This window comes from Aequorivita aurantiaca (assembly GCF_030410135.1).
Classification (GTDB): domain Bacteria; phylum Bacteroidota; class Bacteroidia; order Flavobacteriales; family Flavobacteriaceae; genus Aequorivita; species Aequorivita aurantiaca.
Window position 1 is genome coordinate 498,267 of sequence record NZ_JAUGQQ010000001.1, and the last position, 26,172, is coordinate 524,438.

General features: G+C 40.5%; 23 protein-coding genes. 14 read left to right on the forward strand and 9 right to left on the reverse strand.

Features of this window, described 5'->3' with window-relative positions:
- The first annotated feature begins 8 nt into the window (after window positions 1-8).
- The 9 genes from hemF (at window position 9) to QRD02_RS02400 (ending at window position 7,108) form a co-directional block, all read left to right on the forward strand.
- A complete protein-coding gene (gene hemF / locus QRD02_RS02360) occupies window positions 9-911 on the forward strand; it encodes an oxygen-dependent coproporphyrinogen oxidase (RefSeq protein ID WP_290253291.1) in 903 nt (300 codons plus the stop codon).
- Window positions 912-1,007: 96 nt separating this feature from the next.
- Window positions 1,008-1,997 (forward strand): porphobilinogen synthase, encoded by a 990-nt coding sequence (hemB, locus tag QRD02_RS02365; RefSeq protein ID WP_290253292.1) that lies wholly within the window; start codon window positions 1,008-1,010, stop codon window positions 1,995-1,997.
- A 128-nt stretch (window positions 1,998-2,125) separates the two neighbouring features.
- Window positions 2,126-2,464, forward strand: a complete 339-nt coding sequence (locus tag QRD02_RS02370; protein WP_290253293.1) for a hypothetical protein — start codon at window positions 2,126-2,128, stop codon at window positions 2,462-2,464.
- A 79-nt stretch (window positions 2,465-2,543) separates the two neighbouring features.
- Window positions 2,544-3,014, forward strand: a complete 471-nt coding sequence (locus QRD02_RS02375; protein WP_290253294.1) for a hypothetical protein — start codon at window positions 2,544-2,546, stop codon at window positions 3,012-3,014.
- Between the two features lie 114 nt (window positions 3,015-3,128).
- Window positions 3,129-4,232 carry a CNNM domain-containing protein gene (locus QRD02_RS02380; protein ID WP_290253295.1) on the forward strand — a complete coding sequence of 368 codons (1,104 nt, stop codon included), beginning with the start codon at window positions 3,129-3,131 and terminating at the stop codon, window positions 4,230-4,232.
- Window positions 4,229-4,705 carry a methylated-DNA--[protein]-cysteine S-methyltransferase gene (locus QRD02_RS02385; protein ID WP_290253296.1) on the forward strand — a complete coding sequence of 159 codons (477 nt, stop codon included), beginning with the start codon at window positions 4,229-4,231 and terminating at the stop codon, window positions 4,703-4,705. Before QRD02_RS02380 ends, QRD02_RS02385 begins: the two co-directional genes overlap by 4 nt.
- On the forward strand, window positions 4,706-5,845 hold the full coding sequence (locus QRD02_RS02390; RefSeq protein ID WP_290253297.1) for a serine hydrolase domain-containing protein: 1,140 nt from the start codon (window positions 4,706-4,708) through the stop codon (window positions 5,843-5,845). It abuts the gene before it with no gap.
- 53 nt (window positions 5,846-5,898) lie between these two features.
- Window positions 5,899-6,612: a 3'-5' exonuclease gene (locus tag QRD02_RS02395; protein WP_290253298.1), complete on the forward strand. Its 714-nt coding sequence runs from the start codon at window positions 5,899-5,901 to the stop codon at window positions 6,610-6,612.
- Between the two features lie 82 nt (window positions 6,613-6,694).
- Window positions 6,695-7,108, forward strand: a complete 414-nt coding sequence (locus QRD02_RS02400) for a hypothetical protein (protein ID WP_290253299.1) — start codon at window positions 6,695-6,697, stop codon at window positions 7,106-7,108.
- 76 nt (window positions 7,109-7,184) lie between these two features.
- Here QRD02_RS02400 and QRD02_RS02405 read toward each other — a convergent pair whose 3' ends face one another.
- Entirely contained in the window at window positions 7,185-10,532 is a 3,348-nt protein-coding gene (locus QRD02_RS02405) for a GEVED domain-containing protein (protein ID WP_290253300.1), read from the reverse strand.
- 241 nt (window positions 10,533-10,773) lie between these two features.
- Between QRD02_RS02405 and QRD02_RS02410 the strand changes: the two genes are divergently transcribed.
- Entirely contained in the window at window positions 10,774-12,456 is a 1,683-nt protein-coding gene (locus tag QRD02_RS02410) for an ABC transporter ATP-binding protein (protein ID WP_290253301.1), read from the forward strand.
- Between the two features lie 378 nt (window positions 12,457-12,834).
- Here QRD02_RS02410 and QRD02_RS02415 read toward each other — a convergent pair whose 3' ends face one another.
- The 6 genes from QRD02_RS02415 to trhO all read right to left on the reverse strand — a co-directional run bounded on the left by QRD02_RS02415 (window position 12,835) and on the right by trhO (window position 19,597).
- A complete protein-coding gene (locus QRD02_RS02415) occupies window positions 12,835-13,491 on the reverse strand; it encodes a CoA transferase subunit B (protein WP_290253302.1) in 657 nt (218 codons plus the stop codon).
- Entirely contained in the window at window positions 13,491-14,192 is a 702-nt protein-coding gene (locus QRD02_RS02420) for a CoA transferase subunit A (protein WP_290253303.1), read from the reverse strand. Before QRD02_RS02420 ends, QRD02_RS02415 begins: the two co-directional genes overlap by 1 nt.
- Window positions 14,193-14,294: 102 nt before the next feature.
- Entirely contained in the window at window positions 14,295-16,607 is a 2,313-nt protein-coding gene (locus QRD02_RS02425) for a penicillin-binding protein 1A (RefSeq protein WP_290253304.1), read from the reverse strand.
- A 5-nt stretch (window positions 16,608-16,612) separates the two neighbouring features.
- A complete protein-coding gene (locus QRD02_RS02430) occupies window positions 16,613-17,098 on the reverse strand; it encodes a gliding motility lipoprotein GldH (RefSeq protein WP_290253305.1) in 486 nt (161 codons plus the stop codon).
- On the reverse strand, window positions 17,091-18,365 hold the full coding sequence (locus QRD02_RS02435) for a PSP1 domain-containing protein (protein WP_290253306.1): 1,275 nt from the start codon (window positions 18,363-18,365) through the stop codon (window positions 17,091-17,093). Before QRD02_RS02435 ends, QRD02_RS02430 begins: the two co-directional genes overlap by 8 nt.
- Window positions 18,366-18,565: 200 nt before the next feature.
- Complete coding sequence (gene trhO / locus QRD02_RS02440) at window positions 18,566-19,597, reverse strand: oxygen-dependent tRNA uridine(34) hydroxylase TrhO (protein ID WP_290253307.1); 1,032 nt, start codon at window positions 19,595-19,597, stop codon at window positions 18,566-18,568.
- 169 nt (window positions 19,598-19,766) lie between these two features.
- Between trhO and recA the strand changes: the two genes are divergently transcribed.
- The 3 genes from recA to QRD02_RS02455 all read left to right on the forward strand — a co-directional run bounded on the left by recA (window position 19,767) and on the right by QRD02_RS02455 (window position 23,112).
- Complete coding sequence (gene recA, locus QRD02_RS02445; RefSeq protein ID WP_290253308.1) at window positions 19,767-20,774, forward strand: recombinase RecA; 1,008 nt, start codon at window positions 19,767-19,769, stop codon at window positions 20,772-20,774.
- A 126-nt stretch (window positions 20,775-20,900) separates the two neighbouring features.
- A complete protein-coding gene (locus QRD02_RS02450; RefSeq protein WP_290253309.1) occupies window positions 20,901-21,437 on the forward strand; it encodes an RNA polymerase sigma factor in 537 nt (178 codons plus the stop codon).
- A gap of 115 nt (window positions 21,438-21,552) precedes the next feature.
- The gene (locus QRD02_RS02455) at window positions 21,553-23,112 is read left to right on the forward strand and encodes an outer membrane beta-barrel protein (RefSeq protein WP_290253310.1); all 1,560 of its coding nucleotides are present in this window, start codon (window positions 21,553-21,555) and stop codon (window positions 23,110-23,112) included.
- Between the two features lie 113 nt (window positions 23,113-23,225).
- On the opposite strand, the gene QRD02_RS02460 is transcribed toward QRD02_RS02455, so the two are convergent.
- A complete protein-coding gene (locus QRD02_RS02460) occupies window positions 23,226-23,966 on the reverse strand; it encodes a lysophospholipid acyltransferase family protein (RefSeq protein ID WP_290253311.1) in 741 nt (246 codons plus the stop codon).
- A gap of 74 nt (window positions 23,967-24,040) precedes the next feature.
- Here QRD02_RS02460 and trpS point away from each other — a divergent pair, with 74 nt between their 5' ends.
- Window positions 24,041-25,009, forward strand: a complete 969-nt coding sequence (gene trpS, locus QRD02_RS02465) for a tryptophan--tRNA ligase (RefSeq protein WP_290253312.1) — start codon at window positions 24,041-24,043, stop codon at window positions 25,007-25,009.
- Here trpS and dprA read toward each other — a convergent pair.
- Window positions 25,006-26,109, reverse strand: a complete 1,104-nt coding sequence (gene dprA, locus QRD02_RS02470) for a DNA-processing protein DprA (RefSeq protein ID WP_290253313.1) — start codon at window positions 26,107-26,109, stop codon at window positions 25,006-25,008. The two genes, trpS and dprA, sit on opposite strands and share 4 nt — an antisense overlap.
- Window positions 26,110-26,172 lie beyond the last annotated feature (63 nt).

The following is a 26,172-nucleotide window of genomic DNA, read 5'->3' on the forward strand; positions in this document are numbered from 1 at the left end:
GCATAGCAATGAAAGAAAAATTTGTAGCATATATTAAGAATCTGCAGAATGAAATCACTTCCGGTTTGGAGGAAATTGACGGGTCTGCAAAATTTAAAGAAGATATTTGGGAACGACCCGAAGGTGGTGGCGGTCGAACACGCGTGATTGAAAATGGTGCAGTTTTCGAAAAGGGCGGTGTCAACATTAGTGAAGTTTTTGGGAAGTTGCCCGAAAGCATGCAACAGTATTTCGGGGTAAAAGATGCCGATTTTTTTGCCTGCGGTCTCAGTTTGGTAATTCATCCAAAAAATCCTTTTGTGCCCACGGTGCACGCCAATTGGCGCTATTTTGAAATGTATGATGCTGACGGAAAAATTGTGGACAGTTGGTTCGGCGGCGGGCAGGATTTGACGCCTTATTATTTATTTGAGCAAGACGCAAAACATTTTCACCAAGTCTGCAAAACCGCTTGCGATAAGCACAATTTATCATTTTACGAAAGTTATAAAAAACGTTGCGATGAATATTTTTGGAACGCACATCGCGAAGAAGCTAGAGGAATTGGCGGTTTGTTTTTCGATTATTTAAAAGCTTCCGAAGAAATGAAAATGGAAGATTGGTATAATTTTGTTACCGAAGTTGGCAATAGTTTTTTGGAAAGTTACCTTCCCATTGTTCAAAAAAGAAAAGAAAATCCCTATTCCGAATCAAACAGAAATTGGCAGGAAATCCGCCGCGGTCGCTATGTTGAATTTAATTTGGTGCACGACAAAGGCACATTATTCGGCTTAAAAACGAATGGTCGGATTGAAAGCATTTTGATGAGTTTACCGCCAATAGTCCAGTGGAAATATGACCACCAGCCGGAAGCGGGAAGCCAGGAAGAGAAGTTGGTTGAGGTGTTGAGAGCACCGAAAAGTTGGATTTAATGAGATATCCCCTCGAGCGCGGTCGAGAGGTTTTTAAAGAATATTGAATGCAAAAGAGGTCTCAGCTGCGCTCGACCCGACATAAATTTTAAAATTATGTACCCATTACGAAGAAACCGAAGATTACGAACCACCCAAACAATGCGAAACCTCGTTCGGGAAACAATCATTTCCCCGAATGATTTTATAGTTCCACTATTTATAGTTGAAGGAAAGGGCGTGAAAGAAGAAATTGCTTCGATGCCCAACTATTACAGATTGAGTTTGGACTTGCTTCAAAAGGAAGTAAAGGAACTTTGGAAACTTGGTTTAAAATCTGTTTTGCTTTTTGTGAAAGTTGATGATAAATTGAAGGATAATACGGGGAAAGAGGCCCTAAATGCCGACGGTTTGATGCAACGGGCCATTAAAACCGTGAAAAATGCAGTGCCGGAAATGATAGTAATGACCGACGTTGCATTGGATCCATTTTCAATATATGGTCACGACGGTATTATTTCCGAAGGAAAAATTATTAATGATGATACCAATGCTGTCTTGGCCGAAATGGCGCTAAGCCACGCAAAAGCCGGTGCCAATGTGGTTGCGCCCAGCGATATGATGGACGGAAGGATTTTTGAAATTCGTACGCTTTTGGAGGACGAAGGTTTCTTCGACACTGCAATTATGAGCTATAGCGCAAAATATGCCTCGGCGTTTTATGGGCCTTTTCGGGATGCACTGGATTCTGCGCCTGTGGATGTGCAAAATATTCCAAAGGACAAAAAAACCTACCAAATGGATTTTGGGAACCGCGAGGAAGCAATACGCGAAACCTTGATGGATATTGACGAGGGCGCAGATATTGTGATGGTAAAACCTGGGCTTTGCTATTTGGATGTTGTACGCGAAATAAAAAATACGGTGCTTGTTCCCGTTGCGGTGTACCAAGTAAGCGGCGAATATGCAATGCTAAAAGCCGCTGCGGAAAAGGGTTGGCTGGATCACGATGCCGTAATGATGGAGCAGGTTACCGCTATAAAAAGGGCCGGTGCTTCAATGATTGCTTCTTATTTTGCAAAGGATGTTGTAAAATTGATTTCATAAATTCCTGTCACTCATAGCGAAGTCAAAGGGTCGCAAAAGATGTAGTTAAACTAATTAATTAGCAAAATTTTATATCTGCGCGATCTATTTTCGCATACATTTGCGGCGTGAAAACTATTGAAAAACAAATGGGTAAGTTTCTAATTTCGATTGCCATTTTATTGGTTTTCGGAAATTTGTCCTTTGCCAATTTATCTTTTGACGGAAAGGAAAAAACTACGGTTATTTCTGATCTCCAAACGGATGAAAACGGCAAACCTTTCGTTTTTAATGAAATTTCAATTGGCGAGGCTTCGCAAACTGTTTCCCAAAATGAATATTTAGGTTTTGGCATTGGAGCGATTTTTTCTTCAAACCAAAATTTTTCACTTACTCGGGATTATTCCATAATTCATTCTTCATTTATTTTAAAGGACAAGCGGGAGCTCATCTTTCGGCATTTGTTTCCCTTTCACTTTTTCTGGTAATTTTTTTGATGTTTTTTAATGTTCGAAATGTAATTTGAACAAACTTATTCAAAATTATTCATCTTAAAATTTATTCAGTATGGAATTTAATGCAACCTCTGTGGGGGTTATTGTTACGTTGTTAATGTTGGTGCCGGTAGTATTTTTAATCATGAGCGCCAGTGGAAAAGATAAAAAAGTGAAAAAAACGGTATCGCAACTGTCACAAAAAAATGGCATAACATTGGAAAATATTGATGTTATCGGTAATTGTGTGATTGGGGTAGACCAGGTTTCAAAAATATTGGTATATACTTCAAAACGAAATCCTTCCGCAGATTTTAAAATAATAAATATGGAAGATGTGAAGGATTGCCGCGCAAAAAGTGTTAAGCAAACCGAGAAAACCCTCGATTGGGTAGGCCTGGAAATAATGGAAAAGACTGGCCGTCGCGAAATTGCCTTTTACAATGAGCATGATGAAGATGAACTTTCCACCGATGCATTTGTGTGCCTGCAAGACGCCAAACGTTGGGAAGAGAAACTTAGGCCGCTGTTGAAAGCTTCGTAAAATTTAGCAAAAGGAACCGTCCGAATGGACGGTTTTTTTTATGTAATTAACAAAGCCTTACCGAAAAACAGCAAATAAATCTTTATTTTAGACGCACTATAAGTCTAACCGAATATGACCCTACTTTTTGTTTATGCAATTCTATCCATTCTGGTTTCTTTTTTATGTTCTATACTTGAAGCCGCACTGCTCAGTTTTACACCCACCTATCTGCGAATGAAAACAAAGGAGGGCAAAAGTTATGCTATCACCCTCACTAATTTTAAAAAGGACATAGACAAACCGTTGATAGCAATATTAACGCTAAACACCATTGCGCACACTGTTGGCGCAATTTTGGTTGGGGTGCAGGCTGAAAAATTACCATATAAAGTGGAGGTTTGGGGCGTAAATCTTGTGGGCATTGTTTCCACAATAATGACGTTGCTAATTTTAATAGTTTCTGAAATTATCCCAAAAACGATAGGTGCAACGTATTGGAAGAAAATGGGTTCGTTCACCGCTATTTTTTTGAATGCCATAATCCTTCCCTTAAAATATACGGGAATTCTTTGGGTGTTGATGTTGATTACCAGAATGGTCGGTAAATCTGCCCACGTGAGCACGATGAGCCGTGAGGAATTTATGGCAATAACCGATGCCGCCGAGGAAGAAGGCGTTTTTGAGGAAAGTGAAACCACCGTTATTAAAAATTTATTGGTTTTTAAAAGCGTGAAAGCAAAGGATGTAATGACCCCATTTACGGTTGTTACCCTAGAAGATGAAACAAAAAGTCTTGATGATTTTCACCAAAGCCATAAAAGTTTACGATTTTCCCGAATTCCCGTTTACAAAGGAATGACCCATAATATCACTGGTTTCGTGCTTCGTGATGATGTTTTGGAAGAAATTGTGGAGGATAGGGGCGATAAATTGTTGAGCGACTTAAGAAGGGATATTTTTGTCATTTCCGCGGAAAAACCCATCCCTGAGCTTTTTGAAACTTTCATTAAACAACGCGTGCACATAGCCTCGGTAGTGGACGATTTCGGAAACACCATAGGCGTTGTCACAATGGAAGATATTATTGAAACCCTTTTAGGTTTGGAAATTATGGACGAAAGCGACAATATAGAAGACATGCAATTGCAGGCTCGAAAAAACTGGGAAAAGCGCGCAAAAAGGATGGGCATTCAGTTAGGTCGCGATGCAGAGCCCCAAGATGAGGAGGAGCCATGAAAACTGCATTTATAAAAACCCCCATAGGAATTTTGGAAATTAAGGGAAATAGTGGCGGCGTGGTTTCAGTGCTTTTTAAGAATAAAGAAAATTTTTCCATTGCTGAAACAATTCCGAAGGAATTAAAGGAAGCCATTTCCCAACTCGAAGAATATTTTGAAGGAAATCGCAAATCCTTCAGCATTAAACTTTCACCCGAAGGAACCGATTTTCAAAAAAGGGTTTGGAAGCAATTGGAAGAAATTCCTTTTGGGAAAACCACCAGCTATCAGCAAATGGCAAACCAATTGGGCGATCCAAAAGTGATTCGCGCAGCGGCTTCCGCCAATGGAAAAAATCCTATTTCAATCATAATTCCGTGCCACCGCGTTATTGGCAGCGATGGCTCCCCCACAGGTTACGCCGGTGGAATCCACCGAAAAAAGTGGTTGCTCGAACACGAAAGTCCAGCGCCACAGCAATCATTATTTTAAATGAAAAGAATTCTGAAATTTTTCAAATGGCTCTTTATTTTGCTGCTTGTTTTTGTAATCGGGCTTTACATTACAGGCTACGGCTACATTTTGAAGGGTGCGTGGGTGGTCTATTTCCACGGGTACACCACGGCATATATTGACGATTTTGAGTTTTTTGAAACCGAAGAAATTCCTGCCAGCACAAACCCGCAGCCATGGCCAATTCACGAAAATTACAACACGGTTGAAGCCACAAAAAAACTTTCTGAAATCAATAACACGCTGGGAACGGTTGCTTTTTTGATTATAAAAAATGACAGCATTTGGTATGAAAAATATTTTGATGGTTTTGGCAAAAATTCGCAGACCAATTCTTTTTCAATGGCGAAAAGCATCACTACTGCATTATTGGGGAAAGCAATGGAGGATGGGTTTATAAAGAGTTTGGAACAACCGGTGAGTGATTTTTATCCGCAATTTGCCGGAACCGGAATGAGTGTTGGCGATCTTGCGTCGATGGCTTCCGGCCTAAACTGGGATGAATCCTATTCCAATCCTTTTAGAATGACCGCACGGGCCTATTATGACCACAATCTCGCCGAAACTATTTTGGAATTGAAAGTGATCGATGCGCCCGGCGAAGAATTCAAATATTTAAGTGGAAACACCCAACTTTTGGCAATGGTAATTCAAAAGGCAACAAAGAGGCAATTGTCGGATTATTTATATGAAAATTTTTGGAACCCAATGGGTGCTGAGAATTCCGTCCTTTGGCAAATTGATGATGAAGAAAACCGATTGGTAAAAGCCTACTGTTGTTTGGGCAGCAACGCCCGCGATTTTGCCCGTTTCGGAAAACTTTATAAAGATTTTGGAAAGTGGAATGGCAAACAAATATTAGATTCCACATTTGTAGCGAAATCAATTAAACCGCGATTTTCAGAGAGCCCGGAGTACGGTTACGGATTTTGGCTGAGCGATTTTATGGGAAAGGAAATTTTTGCGATGCGAGGCATTTTGGGGCAATATGTAATTACAATTCCGGAAGATGATTTGATTATTGTCCGCTTGGGGCACCAACGCGGCAACCAAACCGAGAAACCGTTTAGTGCGGATTTTTATGTTTTCGTTGAGGAGGTTTATAAAATAATGGATTGAAATCATTAATTTTTCGTAGTTTTAAACTTCTCCCCGATTGAAATTTTCAACATATGATCAAGCGAATAAACTTGGAGCATATCCTATTTTTGGATATTGAAACCGTTCCGCAGCACCAATATTTTGAGGAATTGGATGATTCTTCTAAAATGCTTTGGGAAGTAAAAAGCCAATACCAAAGGAGAGATGATTTTACAGCGGAAGAATTTTACGACCGTGCCGGAATTTGGGCGGAATTTGGAAAAATTGTCTGCATTTCCGTGGGCTATTTTGTGCTGAAAGGCGACATCCGGAATTTTCGTGTTACCAGTTTTCACGGCGATGAAAAAACTATTTTAAAGGAGTTTAAAGCACTTTTGGAAATACATTTCAACAAACCGCACCACTTGATTTGTGCGCACAACGGCAAGGAATTCGACTTTCCATATATTGCCCGACGAATGATTATAAATGGCATAGACATTCCTTTTAAATTGGATCTTTTCGGAAAAAAGCCGTGGGAAGTACCGCATTTGGATACGTTGGAATTATGGAAGTTTGGCGATTTTAAAACGTTTACTTCACTTAAATTATTGGCGCATGTGTTGGGCATTCCTTCGCCTAAGGACGACATTGATGGCAACCAGGTGCGAAGTGTTTTTTACGAAGAAAATGATATTGACAGAATTATTACATACTGCGAAAAGGACGCCGTAACCATGGCCCAAATATTCTTAAGGCTTCGAAACGAGGAAATTTTGAGTGAAAGCGAAATACTTTCGGTGTAGCAGTTCGCCGTGAAGTTTTATTAACGTGGATTTCTCTATTTATTTTAGTAGTTTTATCGCCCTTAATAAAACAACTATTTATATGAGAACTTCAATGTTTACCCCAAAAACTTTTTATATAGCGCTAATGGTTGCGGCTCCGCTTTTCATTTCCTGCAAGGACAAGGAAGTTACCGAAGCTAATGCACCCGCCCCCACGCAAGAGGCAACACTAGAACAGAAAAAACAGGCCTTACAAAATGTTGCGCCTACAACTACTTCGAATAATAATGCGGCAAACTCCAATGGGGGAGCCGTGAATCCGCCGCATGGACAGCCTGGGCATGATTGTGCCATTCCTGTTGGCGCGCCATTAAACGGTGCTGGCGGTACCAATACTGCCCCGGTATTAAATAAGACAGAAACAGTTCCGGCAGCCGTTTCGGGCAAAGGGATAAATCCTCCTCACGGGCAACCGGGTCACAGATGTGATCTTAATGTGGGCGACCCGCTATAATCTTTCGAACTAACAAATATAAAGAGGCCCGTTCCACAATTGGAAGGGGCCTCTTGGGTTATCAATATTAACTAATCTATTCCTTTACGAAACGCTTCATCAATTTGTTGTTTTCGGTATTTACTTCAATCATATAAACGCCACTTCCCAAAGCCGAAACATCTATACTTTCAGTAAAAATTCCTTTATTTACAATCTGTCCAACCATATTGTAGATTACGAAATCCTTTCCTTCTGCGTCAAGCAATGAAACATTCAGCGTCTGCTTTGCCGGGTTTGGATAGAGCGACATTTCTGCATTGCCCATTATATTGCCTTCAGCCATATTTTGCATGCCGCTGCCTCCAATATTTACGGTATAATCTTCCACTTCACCATAGCTAAACGATTCGCATGCCGTTTGACTTGCATTATATTTCATGGAAACACGCATTCTTGTGGGTCCCGGCAAGGCCGAGGTAGGTATAGTGAAATTTGTGCTCAAAGTGCCGCTGCTTGTTGAATTTCTGTTTACGACCAATTCGTTGGAATCAAATGTTCCGTTTTGGTTATAATCTATCCAAACTCTCCAGTATTCCCGGTAGCTGCTGCTTGAAAATCCAGCGCTATATCGAATGGTATTTGAGCCATAGGCCACATTTGTGTTCAAATTTGTATTGTCCTTGTAACCGCCATCGTTGCCGGAAGTATGATTGATAGTGTTGATTCTCACAAGGTCTATCCACTCAAAGCTTGAATTATTTCCGTTTGATGGGCAGTACGTTACGTTATTCGAAAGAGTAGTGAAATTCACAATATTGCTAAAACTAGAATTATTTCCGGCAGCATCATGCGCACGAACTTTGAAGGAATAAGCCGTGGCAGCCGTCAATCCCGTAATGTTTGCTGAAGTTCCGGTAACGGTGCCAATGTTGGTATTTCCTTGGAAAACATCATAACCCGTCACGCCCACATTATCTGTGGAAGCAGTCCACGAAAGCGTTGCCGTTGTTTGGGTAATATTCGAAGCAACTAAATTGGTCGGAGACGATGGTGGTTGCGTATCCCCGCCTGTTCCGCCCAATATAACGGTATAATCTTCCACCTCGCCATAGCTGAATGTTTCACAGGAAGTGGGGATTCCATTATATTTCATTGAAATCCTCATGCGTGTGCTACCATCCAAAGCTGAAGCGGGAACAGTAAAACTTCCTGTAACCGTAGGATTTGTAGTTGCCGCCTGAGTCCAAACCTGTTCTCCAGGATCGGTAAAACTGCCGTTTTGGTTATAATCAATCCACGCGGCATAGCCTTCCGGATAGACTGTTCCCGTCCATGTGGGTGTTACCGTAATGGAAACTGTGCTGTTTTTGTTTAAATTAGTATTAATGTTTGTAAAATCGGAATAGCCATTGCCAGAGCCCGAGGGATTGTTGATGGTTTCAAACTGAACCCTACCTATATATTCATCAGCTACACTATTACCTTTTGAAGCGCAATAGGTTAGTTGTACATTTGTCGTCGTAAAGTTTACGGAAGCAGAATAATTTGAAGTGGTTCCGTCAGCACATTTACTTCTTACCTGCGTTTCGTAATTTGTTTCTGGAGTTAATCCATTTATGGTTGAAGAAGTGCCACTCGCTGCTTGCACGTTCCAAGTACTAGCACCTATTTGCCGATAGCGAACGTCATAAGTTGCACCCGCGACAGCGTTCCACTGCACAATTGCTGAATTTGAACCTATGCCGGAAACATTCACGCCAGCGGGAGTAGTTGCATCACAAATTGCAGCTTCATCGGTAATTCCTGTAACAATCAAACTGAAATTTTGGCTTCCGCCGCTCAACGAGCCTTTGTGCGTTACTGTAATTGTATAAGTTCCCGAGGCGCCGGAAACATCAATCCTTTCATATGGATCCACAATATTATCGCCGGTTCCGTTAGTGGTTATTGAAGTTAATCGATAGGGCATAAAAGTAGTGCCCCCTTTGGTTATGCGTATATCCAAATCATTTATCAATCGTGGAGTAGGGGAATTGGCCTGAGTGGTAGCAACCCCGGGAACATCCGTCCACGAAATGGATGCCATCAATTTATTGATTCCATCGGACTCTACGGTTATTGTATAGGTTTGTCCCGGGGAGAGCGTCAATTCATCAATTTTTGAATTCATTCCTTCACCGGAAATCACTTCCGCAGCGCGCTTCGCATTTAACAGGCCCCAGCCATAAATCGCGTCTGGTCCTGAAGAACCGGCATCATCTGCAGTATGCAAGGCCAAACCTTTTAAAGTGCTGGCACGCATAAAACTTCCATTTAAATTATTGTGGTGCTGTTGAAGCAAGAGCAGTGTTCCTGTTACGTTGGGGGAAGCCATAGAAGTTCCGGTAATGGTTCCGTAAGCACTATTGCTTGATTCGTATGTTGAAGTTACCGAAGTTCCGTTCCCGGTGATATCTGGTTTAATTCTTAAATCATCTGTTGGGCCTTCACTGCTGGAACTATTGATGCTTAGGCTTATCAAGTTTCCGCTTCCGTTGATGCTGGCGTCATTGGCATTCGCTACCACCAAATTGTTTTTTGATGTCGCGTGGCCAGTTAATTTATCATACGCAGAATTTCCATTTAAGGGATTCCCATTATAATTAGTGTTGCCATCATTTCCTGCGGCCACCACCATTAAATAATAGGGGGCGTTGTACATAACTTCGTCCCAATCGCGAGAATCAGTAATATATGCGCCAAAATAATAATCTGGAACTAAATCTGACCGATACCCATAACTGTGGTTTGAAAGAAGCATTCCGCTGGACGCCGCGGCAGTTGCTTCGGCCACATCGTTGTTCCACATATAGCCGCGCACTTTTGAATGCGGCGCCATTCCTTTGGCATTCGATTGAACTCCCGAGGCAGCAATAGTTCCAGTTACGTGGGCAGCGTGGAAATTGAGCTGGGTGCCACCTTCGGAAGCCGCATCTTGTACAGAAACACGATTGGTGCCCCCCGCTCCGTCATATTCTTGATGCAGTATTCGGGCATGCCCCCCATCCCAAACATATGCGGTCATATTTTGCCCGTCAACACTCAAGCCAAGGCCACCGCCACTGTTTAGGTAATTAGTCCGTGTGGAAATTGCGGCGTTCACATTGAAAGTCCTGTAATAGATCGGACTGCCATCCTCCGCAATATATTGCAGCTCAGCAAAACCGCCGTCCGGCAAAATCACCACCTGTGGAATATTCCTTCTTTGGGCCTCAGTGATGGCATTTTGTTTTTGTAATTTGTCCTTCGTTTCCAACCTGTTTTCAAGTGCGGAAAGATTGCCCAAATTATAGCGGCTAATTATTTGATTTCTTTGGCTTTCAGTTTGCGAAAAAGCCATTCCAGATGCTAAAAATAGGAAAAGAAGAATTATCCTCTTTACCTTTGGGTACTGTAGTTTCATAATGTTTGGGTTTGTTAAAATTAATGAATAATCTGAAATAGTAAATATTTATAAAAATTCGCTAAAGCGTAAAATATAATTTATCAAAGGTCTTTTTAGTTGGAAGTATATTATAAAAAATCTTAAAAAAATTGCAATACTTAATACTAGACAATGAATTTACGAAAATATCTTTCAACAAGTAATCTGAATTAAATGTATTTAATCGGATAAAACATAATATATCTTGAATCAAAATTTGATGAATAAATTATTAGCCATAAAAAACTTAACTATTTCTTTCGGAAAAAAAGACACGTTTTCGCCTGTCGTACATGATATTTCATTTGACGTTTTTGAAAATGAAATTCTGGGAATTGTCGGCGAATCTGGCTCTGGAAAATCAGTAACCTCGCTGGCTATTTTAGGTTTATTGCCGAAAAAGGAAACGAAATTAAATGGGCAGATAAATTATGGTGAAAGGAATCTTCTTTACACGGATGAAAAATCCTTTCGAAATATCCGCGGAAAGGAAATTGCAATGATTTTTCAGGAACCGATGAGTGCGCTAAATCCATCTTTAAAATGCGGTTTTCAAGTTTCCGAAATACTTCGCCATCACTTCAATATGAATACCTCCGAAGCAAAGAGAGAAACAATTGCATTATTTGAAAAGGTAAAACTTCCACGTCCGAAGGATATATTCAACAGTTATCCGCACCAAATTAGTGGCGGGCAAATGCAGCGGGTAATGATTGCCATGGCCATCGCTTGCAAACCCAAACTTCTTATTGCAGACGAGCCTACGACTGCGCTCGATGTTACCGTTCAAAAAGAAATTATTTCGCTCTTAAAATCGCTTCAGCAGGAAACCAAAATGGCAATGCTGTTTATTTCGCACGATTTAAGTTTGGTTTCAGAAATTGCGGATAGGGTGGTGGTTATGTACAAAGGAAATATTGTGGAGAATGCAACAACGATCGATATATTTAAAAACCCAAAAGCAGAATATACAAAGGCGCTACTGGCATCGAGACCCGCGCTCGATGTGCGTTTGAAAAAATTGCCGACAATCGCCTCAATCGCAGATAAAAGTTTTGTGCCGCATGAAATGAAACTCACTGAACGCGCCAAAAGACATAAACAGATTTATACTAAAAATCCAATTTTGGAGGTTCAAAATTTGGAAAAATATTATTTCAGTAATGTGGGCATCTTCGGAAAAAGGAAAATTGTGAAAGCTGTTGATAATGTAAGCTTTTCCGTTTTTGAAGGTGAAACACTGGGATTGGTGGGAGAATCCGGCTGTGGCAAATCAACTTTGGGAAGAACCATTCTTCAATTGGAAAAAGCTACTTCGGGAAATATTAAATATCGCGGGAAGGAACTTTCAAAACTTTCCCCTAGCGAAATCAGGAATCTGCGGAAGGAAATACAGATTATTTTTCAGGATCCGTATTCGTCATTGAATCCGCGTTTGATGATTGGGCAAGCCTTGATGGAACCAATGCAAGTTCACAAATTGGGAAAAACTTCAAGGGAACGAAAGGATAAAGTTTTGCATTTGATAGAAAAGGTGGGGTTGGACGAAAGCTATTTTTATCGATATCCACACGAACTTTCGGGAGGCCAGCGACAGCGCGTGGGCATAGCCCGAACCATTGCGATGGAACCAAAACTTGTGATTTGCGACGAATCCGTTTCGGCTTTGGATATATCGGTACAGGCGCAAGTGCTGAATTTGCTAAATGAGTTAAAAAATGATTTTGGGTTTACTTATATTTTTATTTCGCACGATTTAGCCGTAGTAAAATATATGTCCGATCAACTCTTGGTAATGAATAGTGGAAGGATAGAAGAACTGGGCGATGCTGATGAGATTTATGCTAATCCACAAACGGAATATTCAAAAAAACTTATTGACGCAATTCCGAAAGGTCTTTGAAGACATAATTATGAATAAAAAAAACCCGTTCTAACCTCACGAAGAACGGGTTTTGTGGATTATCTGTGTTTATGACAGATTTGGGGCATAAACAACCATAAAAAAAGATTAGAACACTAAAAACACTTTCTTAAAAATGAAAAGCACGTTTGCTAATAATTCCTTTGTGCTTTTAAATGATCTAATTACTTTTTCCATATGAGGTTAAGTTGGTAAGATTTGGGACTGCTAAGATGGCAACTATTTTCGAACAGAACGACTAAAAGCATTTAATTTCGATGAAATACATTAAAAATTAACATTTCAACATATATTAGTAGTATATTAACATCGAATACTATAATCCCGGCCCTGAAAATCTATGGATAGAAGTAAAATTTAAAACACCATTTCAGGTATATTTCCTTTAATTATTAAATCTCCTTCAGTTGCTTTTTGAATTTCTTCAACGGAGATGCCCGGCGCACGTTCCAATAGGTGAAACTTACCCTCAATAATTTCTAATACCGCTAAATCGGTCACTATTTTTTTTACGCATTTCACACCTGTCAGCGGAAGGCTACATTGCCTTAGAAGTTTCGATTCACCTTCACGATTGGTGTGCATCATGGCTACAATTATGTTTTCTGCGGAAGCTACTAAATCCATTGCCCCGCCCATTCCCTTCACCATTTTTCCAGGAATTTTCCAGTTTGCAATATCACCGTTTTGAGAAACCTCCATCGCACCTAAAATTGTAAGATCCACGTGTTGGCCACGAATCATTCCAAAACTCATTGCCGAGTCAAAGAAAGATGCGCCGGGCATTGCGGTTATCGTCTGCTTTCCGGCGTTTATTAAATCTGGATCTTCCTCGCCTTCAAATGGAAAGGGTCCCATCCCGAGAATTCCGTTTTCGCTTTGGAATTCCACACTTATATCGTCGCGTACAAAATTGGCCACTAAAGTTGGGATGCCGATACCTAAATTTACGTAGTATCCGTCCTTAACTTCTTTTGCAATTCGTTGCGCTATTTGTTCTTTTGAAAGTGCCATTAGTTTGTTTTTCTTACAGTTCGTTGCTCAATTCTCTTTTCATAATTTTCACCTTGAAATATTCTTTGGATAAAAATTCCAGGTATATGGATATGGTTTGGGTCCAATTCGCCAGCCGGCACAAGCTCTTCCACTTCAGCAACGGTTATTTTTCCCGCACCGCACATTGCGGGGTTGAAATTTCGGGCGGTCCCTTTAAAAATCAGATTCCCGGCTTCGTCGCCTTTCCAAGCTTTCACAAAGGAGAAATCTGCCTCAAACGCTTTTTCCATTACATACATTTTTCCGTGAAATTCCCGTGTTTCCTTTCCTTTGGCAACTTCGGTTCCGTAGCCGGCCGGGGTGAAAAATGCAGGAATTCCGCTTCGGGCAGCTTCGCATCGTTGTGCCAATGTTCCTTGTGGCACCAATTCAACTTCCATTTCGCCACTGAGCATTTGGCGCTCAAACTCAGCGTTTTCTCCCACATATGAAGAAATCATTTTCTTTATTTGATGCTTTTTTAGCAAAAGCCCGAGCCCAAAATCATCTACACCGGCATTGTTTGAAATGCAGGTAACATTTTGGATATTTCTTCGGACTAATTCTGCTATTATATTTTCCGGAATACCGCACAGGCCAAAACCGCCTAACATAAAAGTCATTCCATCAGCAATGCCCTCACAGGCTTCGCGGACATTTGCAACTGTCTTTTTAATCATTTTTTATTTTTTCTGAAAATTACAAAATTTCAATCTATAAAAAAACCTCACAGCGCGTGCACGCTAGTGAGGTTGTTATTGCTGATCACTAAATGAAAGGGATTAAATTCCAAATTCATCGGGTATTTCTTCAATGTCAGAGTTGCCCTCGCGCCATTTTGAACAGTCCGTTTCAATGGAGAGTTTTGCGGGCCGCTTAAAATGTTCGGTTGAAACATTCAGATCTTCATCGGCATAACAGCTTTTCATATACATTCCCCAAATGGGTAGTGCCATAGTTGCACCCTGTCCGTAGGCGGTTGAAGCAAAATGGGTCGCACGGTCGTCCCCACCTACCCATACGCCGGTCACAAGGTTCGGAACCATACCCATAAACCAACCGTCACTATTATTTTGGGTTGTACCGGTTTTGCCGGCAATAGGGTTTGTGAAGTTATAGGGATAGCCGGTAACTGCATTTTTATAAACCGCGGATCCTTCACGTCCCGTACCTCTCAAACGGCTTCCGGAGCCGGATTGGGTAACTCCCTCCATTAGGCTTACGGTTACATAGGCTGTTTCGTTACTGATTACGTCCTTCGTTTTGGGAACATTTTGATAAAGCACCGTACCGTTTTTATCTTCAATTCTTTGAATTAAAATAGGCTCCACGTACACGCCTTCATTGGCGAAGGTGCTGTATGCGCCAACCATTTCATATACTGATACATCTGGTGTTCCCAGGGCTATGGATGGAACGGCAGGCATTTTTTCGGTGTCTACCCCCATTTTTTCAACTAAATCAATTACCGGTTGTGGTCCAACGCGGTCAATTAAGCGTGCCGTTATTGTGTTAATTGAATTTGCAAGAGCATATTTTAAGTTCACCATACCGCCATAGCCACCTCCGGCGTTTTTTGGCGTCCACGGCTGTAGAAGACCGTGTTTGCCTGTTGGAATAGTATAAATCGTATTTGGCAATGTGTCACAGGGCGACATGTGCATTTGGTCTATGGCCGTTGCATAAACAAAAGGTTTAAAAGTAGAGCCAATTTGGCGCTTCCCTTTCTTTACCATGTCATACTTATAGTGTTTGTAATCTATCCCGCCTACCCAGGCTTTTACCTCGCCGGTTTGCGGAGTCATGGACATCATGGCTGCCTGTAAAAATGATTTGTGGTATCGGATGGAATCCATTGGCGTCATAACGGTATCAATATCGGCCTTCCATGAGAAAACGCGCATGGGCACCTTCTTTTTAAAGCTTTTTATAATATCTTCTTCATCAATGCCTCGGTTGGACATTTCTCGCCATCTATCGCTTTTTCGCATTGCGGAATTTAGAATGCTTTTGGTTTCTTCTTCCGTAATATCGCGGAAAGGTGCAGTTTTGTTCTTTTTGTTTTGTTCGTCAAAGGCCTTTTGAAGATGAGCCATATGTTTCTTGACAGCCTGCTCTGCATATTCCTGCATTTTACTATCTATGGTTACAAATACTTTTAGACCATCCTGATAAATATTGTATTTGCTGCCGTCGGGTTTTGGATGTTCCTTTATCCAATCCTCCATAAAATGACGTGCATATTCACGGAAATAAGTTGCACTGCCTTCATCGTGGCCTTGAGGTGTAAACTTTATATTTAAAGGAAGTGCTTGCAGGGAATCCTTAACTTTTTCTGATATATAGTCATATTTCTCCATTTGGGAGAGAACAACATTCCGTCTATTGGTTACTCCCACTGGGTTGCGCACTGGGTTATATAGCGATGCATTTTTGAACATTCCTACCAAGGTTGCAGATTCTACGGTTGAAAGCTGTGAGGGAGGTTTGTCAAAATAAATATTGGCGGCAGATTCGATCCCGACCGCTTGGTTCACGAAATCATATTCGTTAAAGTACATGGTAATAATTTCTTCTTTCGTGTAACGGCGTTCCAAACGGGTGGCAATAATCCATTCCTTAATTTTCTGTAAACCGCGCTGTAACTTGTTTCGCGACACTTGTTCGGTAAAAAAGAGTTTCGCCAACTGTTGCGTAATAGTACTGGCCCCACCACGCGAGCCAAGAAATGCAACGGCGCGTATGGTTCCTCTTCCATCAATCCCCGAGTGATCATAAAAACGTACGTCCTCGGTGGCGATCAAAGCGTTCACGAGATGATCGGGCAGAGTGTCAAATGGAACTGGGGTTCTGTTTTCCTTATAGAACTTTCCGATGGTCTTTCCATCGGATGAAATGATTTCAGTAGCCAGATTTTTTTCAGGATTCTCGAGGCTGGTTTCATCTGGCAGACTTCCGAAAACCCCCCACGAAGCGAGAAGGAAAAATAAAATGATTAAAAGAATGAACCCTGCGAAAATTTTCCAAAAGGTTTTTATGTGAGGGGACAAATTGTTGTCGGTTTTCTTTTTGGGAGCTGATTTTTTCGTTGCCATATTTTTTACTCTTTGGAGGCCTCTTCAACACTGAAACCAACATCCGTAATTCCTTCAAGTTTGGTAACGCCGTCCACTTCGCCATTATTGCGTACTGCATGGCCTATGTGAACGGTGTAATTTCCCTCTTCAAAGAACTGGACATTTTCTTTATACCACAATTTGTTGTCTTTAATATCACCTATTCCATGGCCCATCCACGAACCGTCAGGATTGGCCATGCGATATTCAAGTGTATCCGTAACTGTTTTTCCATTGGGGAAATTCATGGAAACTATACAAAATATATTGTTGAATTTATATTCGTTGGTGTTTCTAATGTTTAGGTAAAGGTTATATTTTTTTAAGGAATCCAGCTGCGGCAATTGAAATGCAACAACTTCTTCAGCGCCCCACTGGCCGTCCAGCGCTTGAACTTCGCTAAACACTGTATTGGTTTCGCAGGATGCAAGCAAGGCAGCGGTAAAAAAAAGTGCCAATAGTTTATTCATTTTTGGGTGGCTTGGAATTCCTGTTTTGGTTTGTAGGTTTTTTTCTAGGCCTATTACCAGATTTTTTTGACTGCTTATGCTTAGGATTGTTTTTTGCAGGATTATCTGCCGTGGCAACCGCCGTATTTTTATTTTTGTTTCTGGATTTATTTCTTCGTTTTATGCCTTTATTTTTTGGTTGGTCAAAACGGGTTAAACTGTCTTGGCCCACTACATTGCTATAAGGCTCTTTTTCTTGTTTTGGTATTTCGGGTGTATATTCCTCGAGCGCAGTAGGTTTTATTCCTTTTTTGTTCAATTCAATTATTTCATTGGCCTTTTCCGCGGTCAATTGGTGCCAATTCATAAATTCCTTTTCATATGCGTACCAGAGCAACCCCTTAAAAATATCAATCTTTTGGCAAGTAGCGTTTCCTTTTTCTGTTTGTAATTTTGTTTCAGTATTCGGAAAACTTTCCAATGCCTCCAAATACGTATCCAATTCATAATTCAAACAGCACTTCAGCTTTCCACACTGCCCAGCAAGTTTTTGAGGATTAAGCGAAAGCTGCTGATAGCGAGCCGCGGAAGTATTTACGGATCGAAAATCCGTAAGCCAAGTGGAGCAGCAAAGTTCGCGGCCGCAACTTCCAATTCCGCCCAAACGCGCGGCTTCCTGTCGGAAACCAACCTGTTTCATTTCAATACGTGTATTGAAGGTGCGTGCAAATTCCTTGATAAGTTCCCGGAAATCCACACGGTCTTCGGCAGTGTAATAAAAAATAACTTTTGAAGCATCTCCCTGAAATTCCACATCACTGATTTTCATTTGAAGCCCTAGCCGAATAGCGATTTCCCTCGAACGCTTCTGCACATCGGCCTCTCTATCACGAACCCCCTGCCAAATATCAATGTCTTTTTGTGAGGCTTTTCGGTATATTTTTGGAAGCGATTCCACTTTCAGCGGCACTTTTTTCTTTTTCATTTGCACGCGCACCAATTCGCCGGTAAGCGTTATAATGCCAATATCGTGTCCTGGTGAGGCTTCGGTAGCAATTATATCACCAATACTTAAAGTAAGATTTTCAGGGTTTTGAAAGAATTCCTTTCTTCCGTTTTTAAAGCGCACCTCCACCGCATTGAAGGGTTCCATGTTTGCGGGAAGTTGCATATTTGAAAGCCAGTCGAACACCGTAAGTTTGTTGCAGCCATCGGTTCCGCAAGTACCATTGTTCTTGCATCCCTTTGGCTGTCCGTTGGCGCCCGTGGCACAGCTGGTACAGCCCATATTTTTTATATATAATGCCCTTTTTCCGAAGAATTTGGGGACGAAAAATTAAACAAAAACTATTAAGGGGTAAAGATACCCAAATTAATTTACGATTGCAGATTTGGGATTTACGATTTTTGAAGTCCTTCCCCGACCCCTGCAAAGAAGGGGAGCAATTGAAAGTAATTATTCTACTTCGGGGGTTAGGGAGACCCGTACTATTTTTTAAACTTTAACTTTTCCGAACGTCCCTTTTTAAAAATCTTATTGCTATTTGGAATTCCTTGGCGAAGCTTTTTTTGTTCTTCTATCGGCAAATGGATTACTTCAATGCATTCTTCACTGCAACAATTTTCCATTGCAACTTCACATTTTTCACATTGAATAAATAATAAATGGCAAGCTTCATTTGCGCAATTTGTGTGCGTATCGCAAGGTTCTCCGCATTGATGGCAGTGCGAAATTACATCATCCGTAATTCGTTCGCCACGGCGATGGTCGAAAACGAAATTTTTTCCGATAAATTTATTTTCTAAACCTTGGTTTTCAACTTGCCGTGCATATTCAATAATGCCCCCTTCCAGCTGAAATACATTTTTAAAACCTTTGTGTTTATAATAGGCACTGGCTTTTTCACAACGGATTCCGCCGGTGCAGTACATTACGAGTTTTTTGTTTTCTTTGTGGTCTTTTAAATCGGCTTCAATAATATCCAAAGAATCGCGGAAGGTGTCAACATCTGGCGTGATCGCGTTTTTGAAATGGCCGATTTCGCTTTCGTAATGGTTTCGCATATCTACCAAAACCACATCAGGGTCTTCAATTAATTCATTGAATTTTATCGCATCCACGTGAGTTCCTTTGTTAGTAACGTCAAAGGTTTCATCGTTCAAACCATCCGCAACAATCTTATCGCGAACCTTGACCTTCAATTTTAGAAATGATTTTAAATCTTGCTCTATTGCGATATTTAACCGAACATCTTTCAAAAAATAAATGCCGTCCAAAAATTCCTTGAATTCCATAAAACGTTTCGCTGGAACGGAAAGCTGCGCATTGATGCCCTCGTGCGCCACATAAATTCGGCCCAAAACGTCCTGCTCGTGCCAGGCTACAAAAAGATGATTTCTGAAAAGATGCGGGTTGCCTATCTTGGCATATTGATAAAAAGAAAGGGTAAGCCGTTCCTCTCCGGCCTGTTCCAAAAGTGTTTCCCTTTCCTTTGCACTTAGTTTATTGTACAGTTGCATGCTATACTTTTTTTAGGTGAAAAGAATTGATTTTAATAAATAAGGCGGCAAAAATAATCATTTCATTTTTTGTTAACAAAAAACAGTTTGCTGGACTTTTTACTTTTGTATCAAAAGCAAAGAAATAGTACATTAGCCTACTACTTTTATTTCATTAAAAACACTGAAAATGAGCACTGAAAAAGACGCCAAACTGAAAGCTTTAAAGCTAACCTTAGATAAATTAGATAAAACCTACGGAAAGGGAACCGTAATGAAAATGGGTGATAGCGCTGTGGAAGATGTGGACGTAATCCCCACCGGTTCATTGGGGCTCGACGTTGCCCTCGGAGTAGGAGGCTATCCCCGCGGCAGGGTAATAGAAATCTACGGCCCGGAATCCTCGGGTAAAACAACCCTAACATTACACGCGATTGCTGAAGCACAAAAAAAAGGCGGAATTGCCGCTTTCATTGACGCTGAACACGCATTCGATAGGAGTTATGCCGAAAAGTTGGGTGTAGATATCGAAAATCTCATCATTTCACAGCCAGACAATGGCGAGCAGGCTTTGGAAATCGCAGATAATTTAATCCGAAGTGGCGCAATTGATATTGTAATTATCGATTCGGTTGCGGCTCTTACTCCCAAAAGCGAAATTGAGGGCGAAATGGGCGACAGCAAAATGGGCCTGCACGCCCGCTTGATGAGCCAAGCTTTAAGAAAACTTACTGGCTCTATCAGCAAAACCAAATGTACCGTAATATTCATTAACCAATTGCGTGAAAAAATTGGCGTAATGTTCGGAAACCCAGAAACTACAACAGGTGGAAACGCTTTGAAATTTTACGCTTCGGTACGATTGGACATTCGCCGTTCCACACAAATTAAAGATACCGACAGCAACGCAACCGGAAACAAAACTCGCGTAAAAGTGGTGAAAAATAAAGTTGCGCCACCTTTCAAGCAGGCCGAATTTGACATTATGTATGGTGAAGGAATTTCAAAAGTGGGCGAGGTAATTGATCTTGGCGTTGATTTTGAAATAATTAAAAAAGCGGGTTCATGGTTCAGCTATGACGATACCAAACTGGGTCAAGGTCGCGATGCCGTAAAAGCCCTTTTACTGGACAACCCTGAATTGATGGACGAGCTCGAAAAGAAAATCAAAGACGCCATTGCGACAATAAACCAATAATTTTTCAGCGAGCTACGCAACCCTTTTAATACACCGGTATCTACAAAATGTAGGAACCTTGATTATTACGGTTGCCCTCTAAAATAACGGAGGTATTTACAACAAACCAAACTCACGGTACCGCATTTGACGTTAGACGAGCTCATAATACAATGTAAGCAGCAGAATGCAAGCGCACAGGGCGAATTGTACAAGCAATACAATAGAATATTATTCGCCATTTGCCTTCGGTATTCGCCAAATTATACCGAAGCCGAAGATAATTTGCAGGATGCGTTCCTTACAATTTTTAAAAAAGTTGGGCAGTACAATGGCAAAGGTTCTTTTGAAGGTTGGATGAAACGGGTAACCGTAAATACCGTCCTTCAAAAATACAGAAAGCAGCGTTCTTTTGAAATTGTTGATGAAGGGCAGATTCAGGATGAGGAAGAAGTAGAAATTGAAACGGACGAAATTCCGTTGGAATTTCTTCTGAAAATTGTTCAAGAATTGCCAGACAGATACAGATTGGTTTTTAGTATGTACGTGATGGACGGCTATCAGCACAAAGAGATAGCAGAAATGTTGGGAATCAGCGATGGTACATCTAAATCAAACCTGGCCCGCGCCAGAATAATTTTACAAAAAAAGATTGAAGAATATAATGCGAATAACGACACTTAAAGCATTATTTATTTTGAATATTTAGAATAAAAAAGCCCCTGCTGAAGGGTAGGGGTTTTAAAAAGGGATTTCCGCTGAAGTCAATCTTGAGCGAAGCCGAAAGGCGGAAATGACAATGAAAGAAAAGAAAAACATAGACAATATTTTTAACGAAGGTTTCAAAAATTTTGAAGCCACTCCTTCCCCGCGCGTTTGGGAAAACATCCAAGCGCAACTTAAAAAGGAGAAAGAAGACCGCAAGGTTATCCCATTGTGGATAAAATTGGGCAGCGTTGCTGCGTTGCTAGCTGTTATGCTTTCCGTTGGCAACTGGGTTTTTAGTCCATCAGATTTAGGATCTCCTTCCATTACCGATGAAAATGTTCAAAAGACTGAAGAAAAACTGCACGAAGATTCAAAGTTTGAAAAAGAAATAAGAGCGAACGAAACGCAAGTTGCTTCCGAAGAAAATACCCTGCAAAATGAATCTACAAAGGATTTGACTATTTTTGAAGATAAGGCTACAATAAACGAAAATAAAGCAAAATCTTCCGATAGAAATAATATTAAGTCTTCTGAAAATTCAAATCTTACCGTAATCGCTTCAAGTAATTCGGATAATAAGAATTTGAAATCAAAAGATAATTCACGTAAGGATTTGATTGATAAAAATTCGCAGAAAAATAAGGTAAATGAAAGAATTGCAAATTCCGATAAATCTTCTGAAAAAATTAATGCCGACAAAAAGGAATATAATGAAACCCTGATAAATACTGATAAATCTGTTTTCGATTACAAAAAAGAAGGTCTTGCCATTAAAGGCAATTCGGAAAAGAATAAATCCAAAAAGAATTTAGTAAAAACGGAGGAGGAAGTTGCTGAAGATTCCAAAAATAAAAAGTCAATTTTCGATGCCATTGCGGAGAAAGATGAACTTGCACCACCAACTGAAAAATCGAAAAAAGAAAAACCCGAACATCGATGGAATGTAGCGCCCACGGTGGCTCCTGTTTACTATAGTAGCCTGGGCAATGGCTCCTCCATTGATCCAGCTTTTGCTGACAATCCGCAAAAGGGAGATGTGAATATGAGTTACGGAGTGCAAGTAAGTTACGCTCTGAACAATCGCTTGAGCGTGCGCACCGGCGTTAATAATGTTGATTTAAGTTATAGCACTTCAGACATTGAAGTGGGAACCGGTCCCGTAGCTTATGCATTATCTTCTGTGGATTATGGTGGAAGAAATATAGTAACTACAGTGGTAGACAAAGGCGCTTTTGCGACTGCCGCTCCGTCAAATGGTTTTGGAGATGTAAGACCAAAATCTACCCAAGGAGACGCAAGGCTTATACAGAATATAAATTATTATGAAGTGCCGGTGGAGTTGAAATATGCAGTTTTGGATACAAAACTGGGCGTGAATGTAATTGGCGGTGTGAGCACTTTATTTTTAGGAAGCAATGAAGTTTCGGTTAAAGCAGATAATTTTAATACTGTGCTGGGAGATGCCAACAATCTCTCTTCCGTAAGTTTTTCAACTAACGTCGGGCTGGGATTGGACTATAAACTGTCCAAGAAATTTACGTTTAATATTGAGCCAATGTTTAAATACCAGCTCAACCCCTATACCGATTCTTCTGTAAACTTCAAGCCTTATTACTTAGGAGTTTATAGTGGATTGAGTTTTAAATTTTAGGTTAGTTTTTAGTTGAACTTGTTTGATTTTATACTTCAAACAGAATGATTGAAAAGACCGTTCTTCGCCATAGGACGGTTTTTTTATGGACTGAATTTACCTCAGCAATTATTCTAAACTGATGCATTCAGCAATTCTCCCAAAATAACATCGCGGGTTTGTTTCTTTAATTCCTTTCTGTTTTCCAAAGTTAAATTTGTAGTGGGAATTAGTTGATGAATTTTTGCTCTCATTTTTCCCGGACTGCCAATAAAAAAGGAATACGGCAACCGTTTTTTGTTATCGTGAAATGTCATGGGCGCAATGGGAATTTGATGTTCAATGGAAAGCCGAAATGCGCCATCCTTAAATTCATCCAATAATATTGAAAGATCATCCGGCACACCGCCCTCTGGGAAAATGCAAACGCTTAAACCCTCGTTCAAGCGAATTTCTGCCCTTCGAAAAGCTTCAACTCTGCTTTTTGTATTTCCGCGATCTACCAAAATACAAGTTCGTTTATAAATATACCCAAACAGCGGAATCTTGGCCAGTTCCTTTTTTCCCACGAAAACAAAGGGGTTTTTGGTGGCGTAAAACATCAACATAATATCTGTCATCGACGTATGGTTGGCCACGAACATGTAACTCTTTCCTTTTTCGTACTTAATTTCCCTTTTTATAATAGGAAAACACCCAATACCATAAAGTATGAAGGCAGACCAAGTGCGTGCAACCTTAAAAAAAAATGGATACCAGGAATATTTCAAAATACTGATTAGTAGAAAAGGAAAGAGGATAATTGTGGCAAGCGCTATTATTAAATAGAACCAAAGGCGATAAAACGTGGCAAAAATGGAAGACAATATTTTCATCAATAACCAAAAGTAATAATTTGAATGATGCCAATTAATCAAATAAAGTACCTTTGCTGAAAATTTTCAAAACAATGTCCAGAATCCTTACAGGAATACAAAGTACCGGTACGCCACACCTCGGAAATATTTTGGGAGCAATCATTCCCGCGATAGAAATGGCGAACGATCCAAAAAACGATTCCTTTCTATTTATTGCAGATATGCACTCGTTGACGCAAATAAAAAATGCAGAAACCCTACGTGAAAATACTTACAGTGTGGCCGCAACTTGGTTAGCCTTTGGGTTGGATATTGAACGTGTGGTTTTTTACCGCCAAAGCGATGTGCCGCAAACGGCAGAACTTTCGTGGTATTTAAGTTGCTTTTTCCCATTTCAGCGATTGACGTTGGCGCATTCCTTTAAAGACAAAGCTGACCGTTTGGAAGATGTGAACGCTGGGCTTTTTACATATCCAATGCTTATGGCGGCGGATATTTTATTATACGATGCCGAAATTGTGCCCGTGGGCAAAGACCAAATGCAGCACATTGAAATAACGCGCGATGTTGCGTCGCGTTTCCACACCCAAATGGGCGAAACATTTGTGTTGCCGGTGGGGAAAGTGCAGGAAGAAACCATGTATATTCCCGGCACCGATGGCGCTAAAATGAGTAAATCGAAGGGAAATATTATCAATATTTTTTTGGATGACAAGCAACTTCGAAAGCAAATAATGACTATTGAAACGGATAGCACTCCGCTTGAAGAACCCAAAAATCCGGACACATGCAATGTGTTTTCACTTTATAAAATATTAGGTTCCAAAGATGAAGTTTCACAAATGCGAAGAAATTACGAAGGCGGAAATTATGGGTACGGGCATGCAAAGCAAGCGTTGTTTGAATTGATTGTTGAAAAATTTTCTGAAGAAAGATCTCGCTACAATTATTTTATGAAAAATCTACCTGAAGTTGATGCGGCTTTGGCAACCGGCGCCGATAAAGCAAGAAAAGTAGCTGATGAGGTTTTGAAAAGAGTACGCGAAAAAGTGGGGTACTAAATCAATTGAAATAACTTCCCCGGCAACGGGCGAATAACGCCTTTCAATTCCATATTCATCAATACACTCGCAGTTTTAAATGCGGGGAGGTTGCATTCCAAAGCAATGATGTCCAGGAGTTCTTTTTCCCTTTCTTTTAAAAAATGGAAGATCACTTTTTCTTCCTCATCCAATTCAACGAATAGCTGGGTTTGTTTTGGTTTTTGTGCTGTTTTCAATTCCCAGCCCAACATATAAATTATATCGGCGGCGCTCGTCAATAACTGTGCTTTTTGTTGTTTTATCAAATTATTGCAGCCACGACTTTGACTGTCCGTTGCTCTTCCCGGAACAGCAAAAACTTCGCGATTGTATGAATTTGCAATATCGGCCGTAACCAAACTTCCGCCTTTTTCGGCAGATTCAATTACAATGGTTGCTTCGGAAAGACCCGCTATAATTCTATTTCTTTTCAGAAAATTATTTCTGTCAAAGGTATCGGTGCTCCAAAATTCAGTAATAAATCCACCATTTTCCTCTATTTTCTGAACATACTTTTTGTGATCCTTTGGATATACTTGATTTAGCCCGTGGGCCAAGCAAGCGATATTCTGCAAATTGTTGGCGATTGCGGCTTTATGTGCGCAAATATCTACCCCGTATGCCAACCCAGAAATAATAACAGGATTTAATGGCGCGAGTTCTTCAATGAGGTTTTCGCAGAATGCATTTCCATAACTGGTAATTTTTCGAGTTCCCACAATACTTATCATTTTCTTCCCCGCCAGATCTATATTTCCGCGATGGAAAAATAGAATGGGGCCATCTAAACAATGTTTTAATCTTTCCGGATAAGTCATGTCTTTAAAATAGCTGAATTCAATGTTATTGTCTTCAATAAATTTGAGCTCATTATCTGCATCTTCCAATTGTTTATTGAGATTGATGTCCTTTAGGCGCAAAAGTCCAATTCCATCAATCTTTGCGAGATTGCTTTTTTTCTCGGCAAAAACGGCCTCTGCGGAACCCATTTTCCGAAGCAATTTTTTCGCAGAAATATCCCCTAAATTTGGAATTCGCTGCAAGGCCAGCGTGTAACGCAGTTCATTTTTTGAAAGCATACCATTGAATTTTTTTAGGTGGGGAGGAAATCTAAAAATACACATTTTTGCGTTGTTAATAAA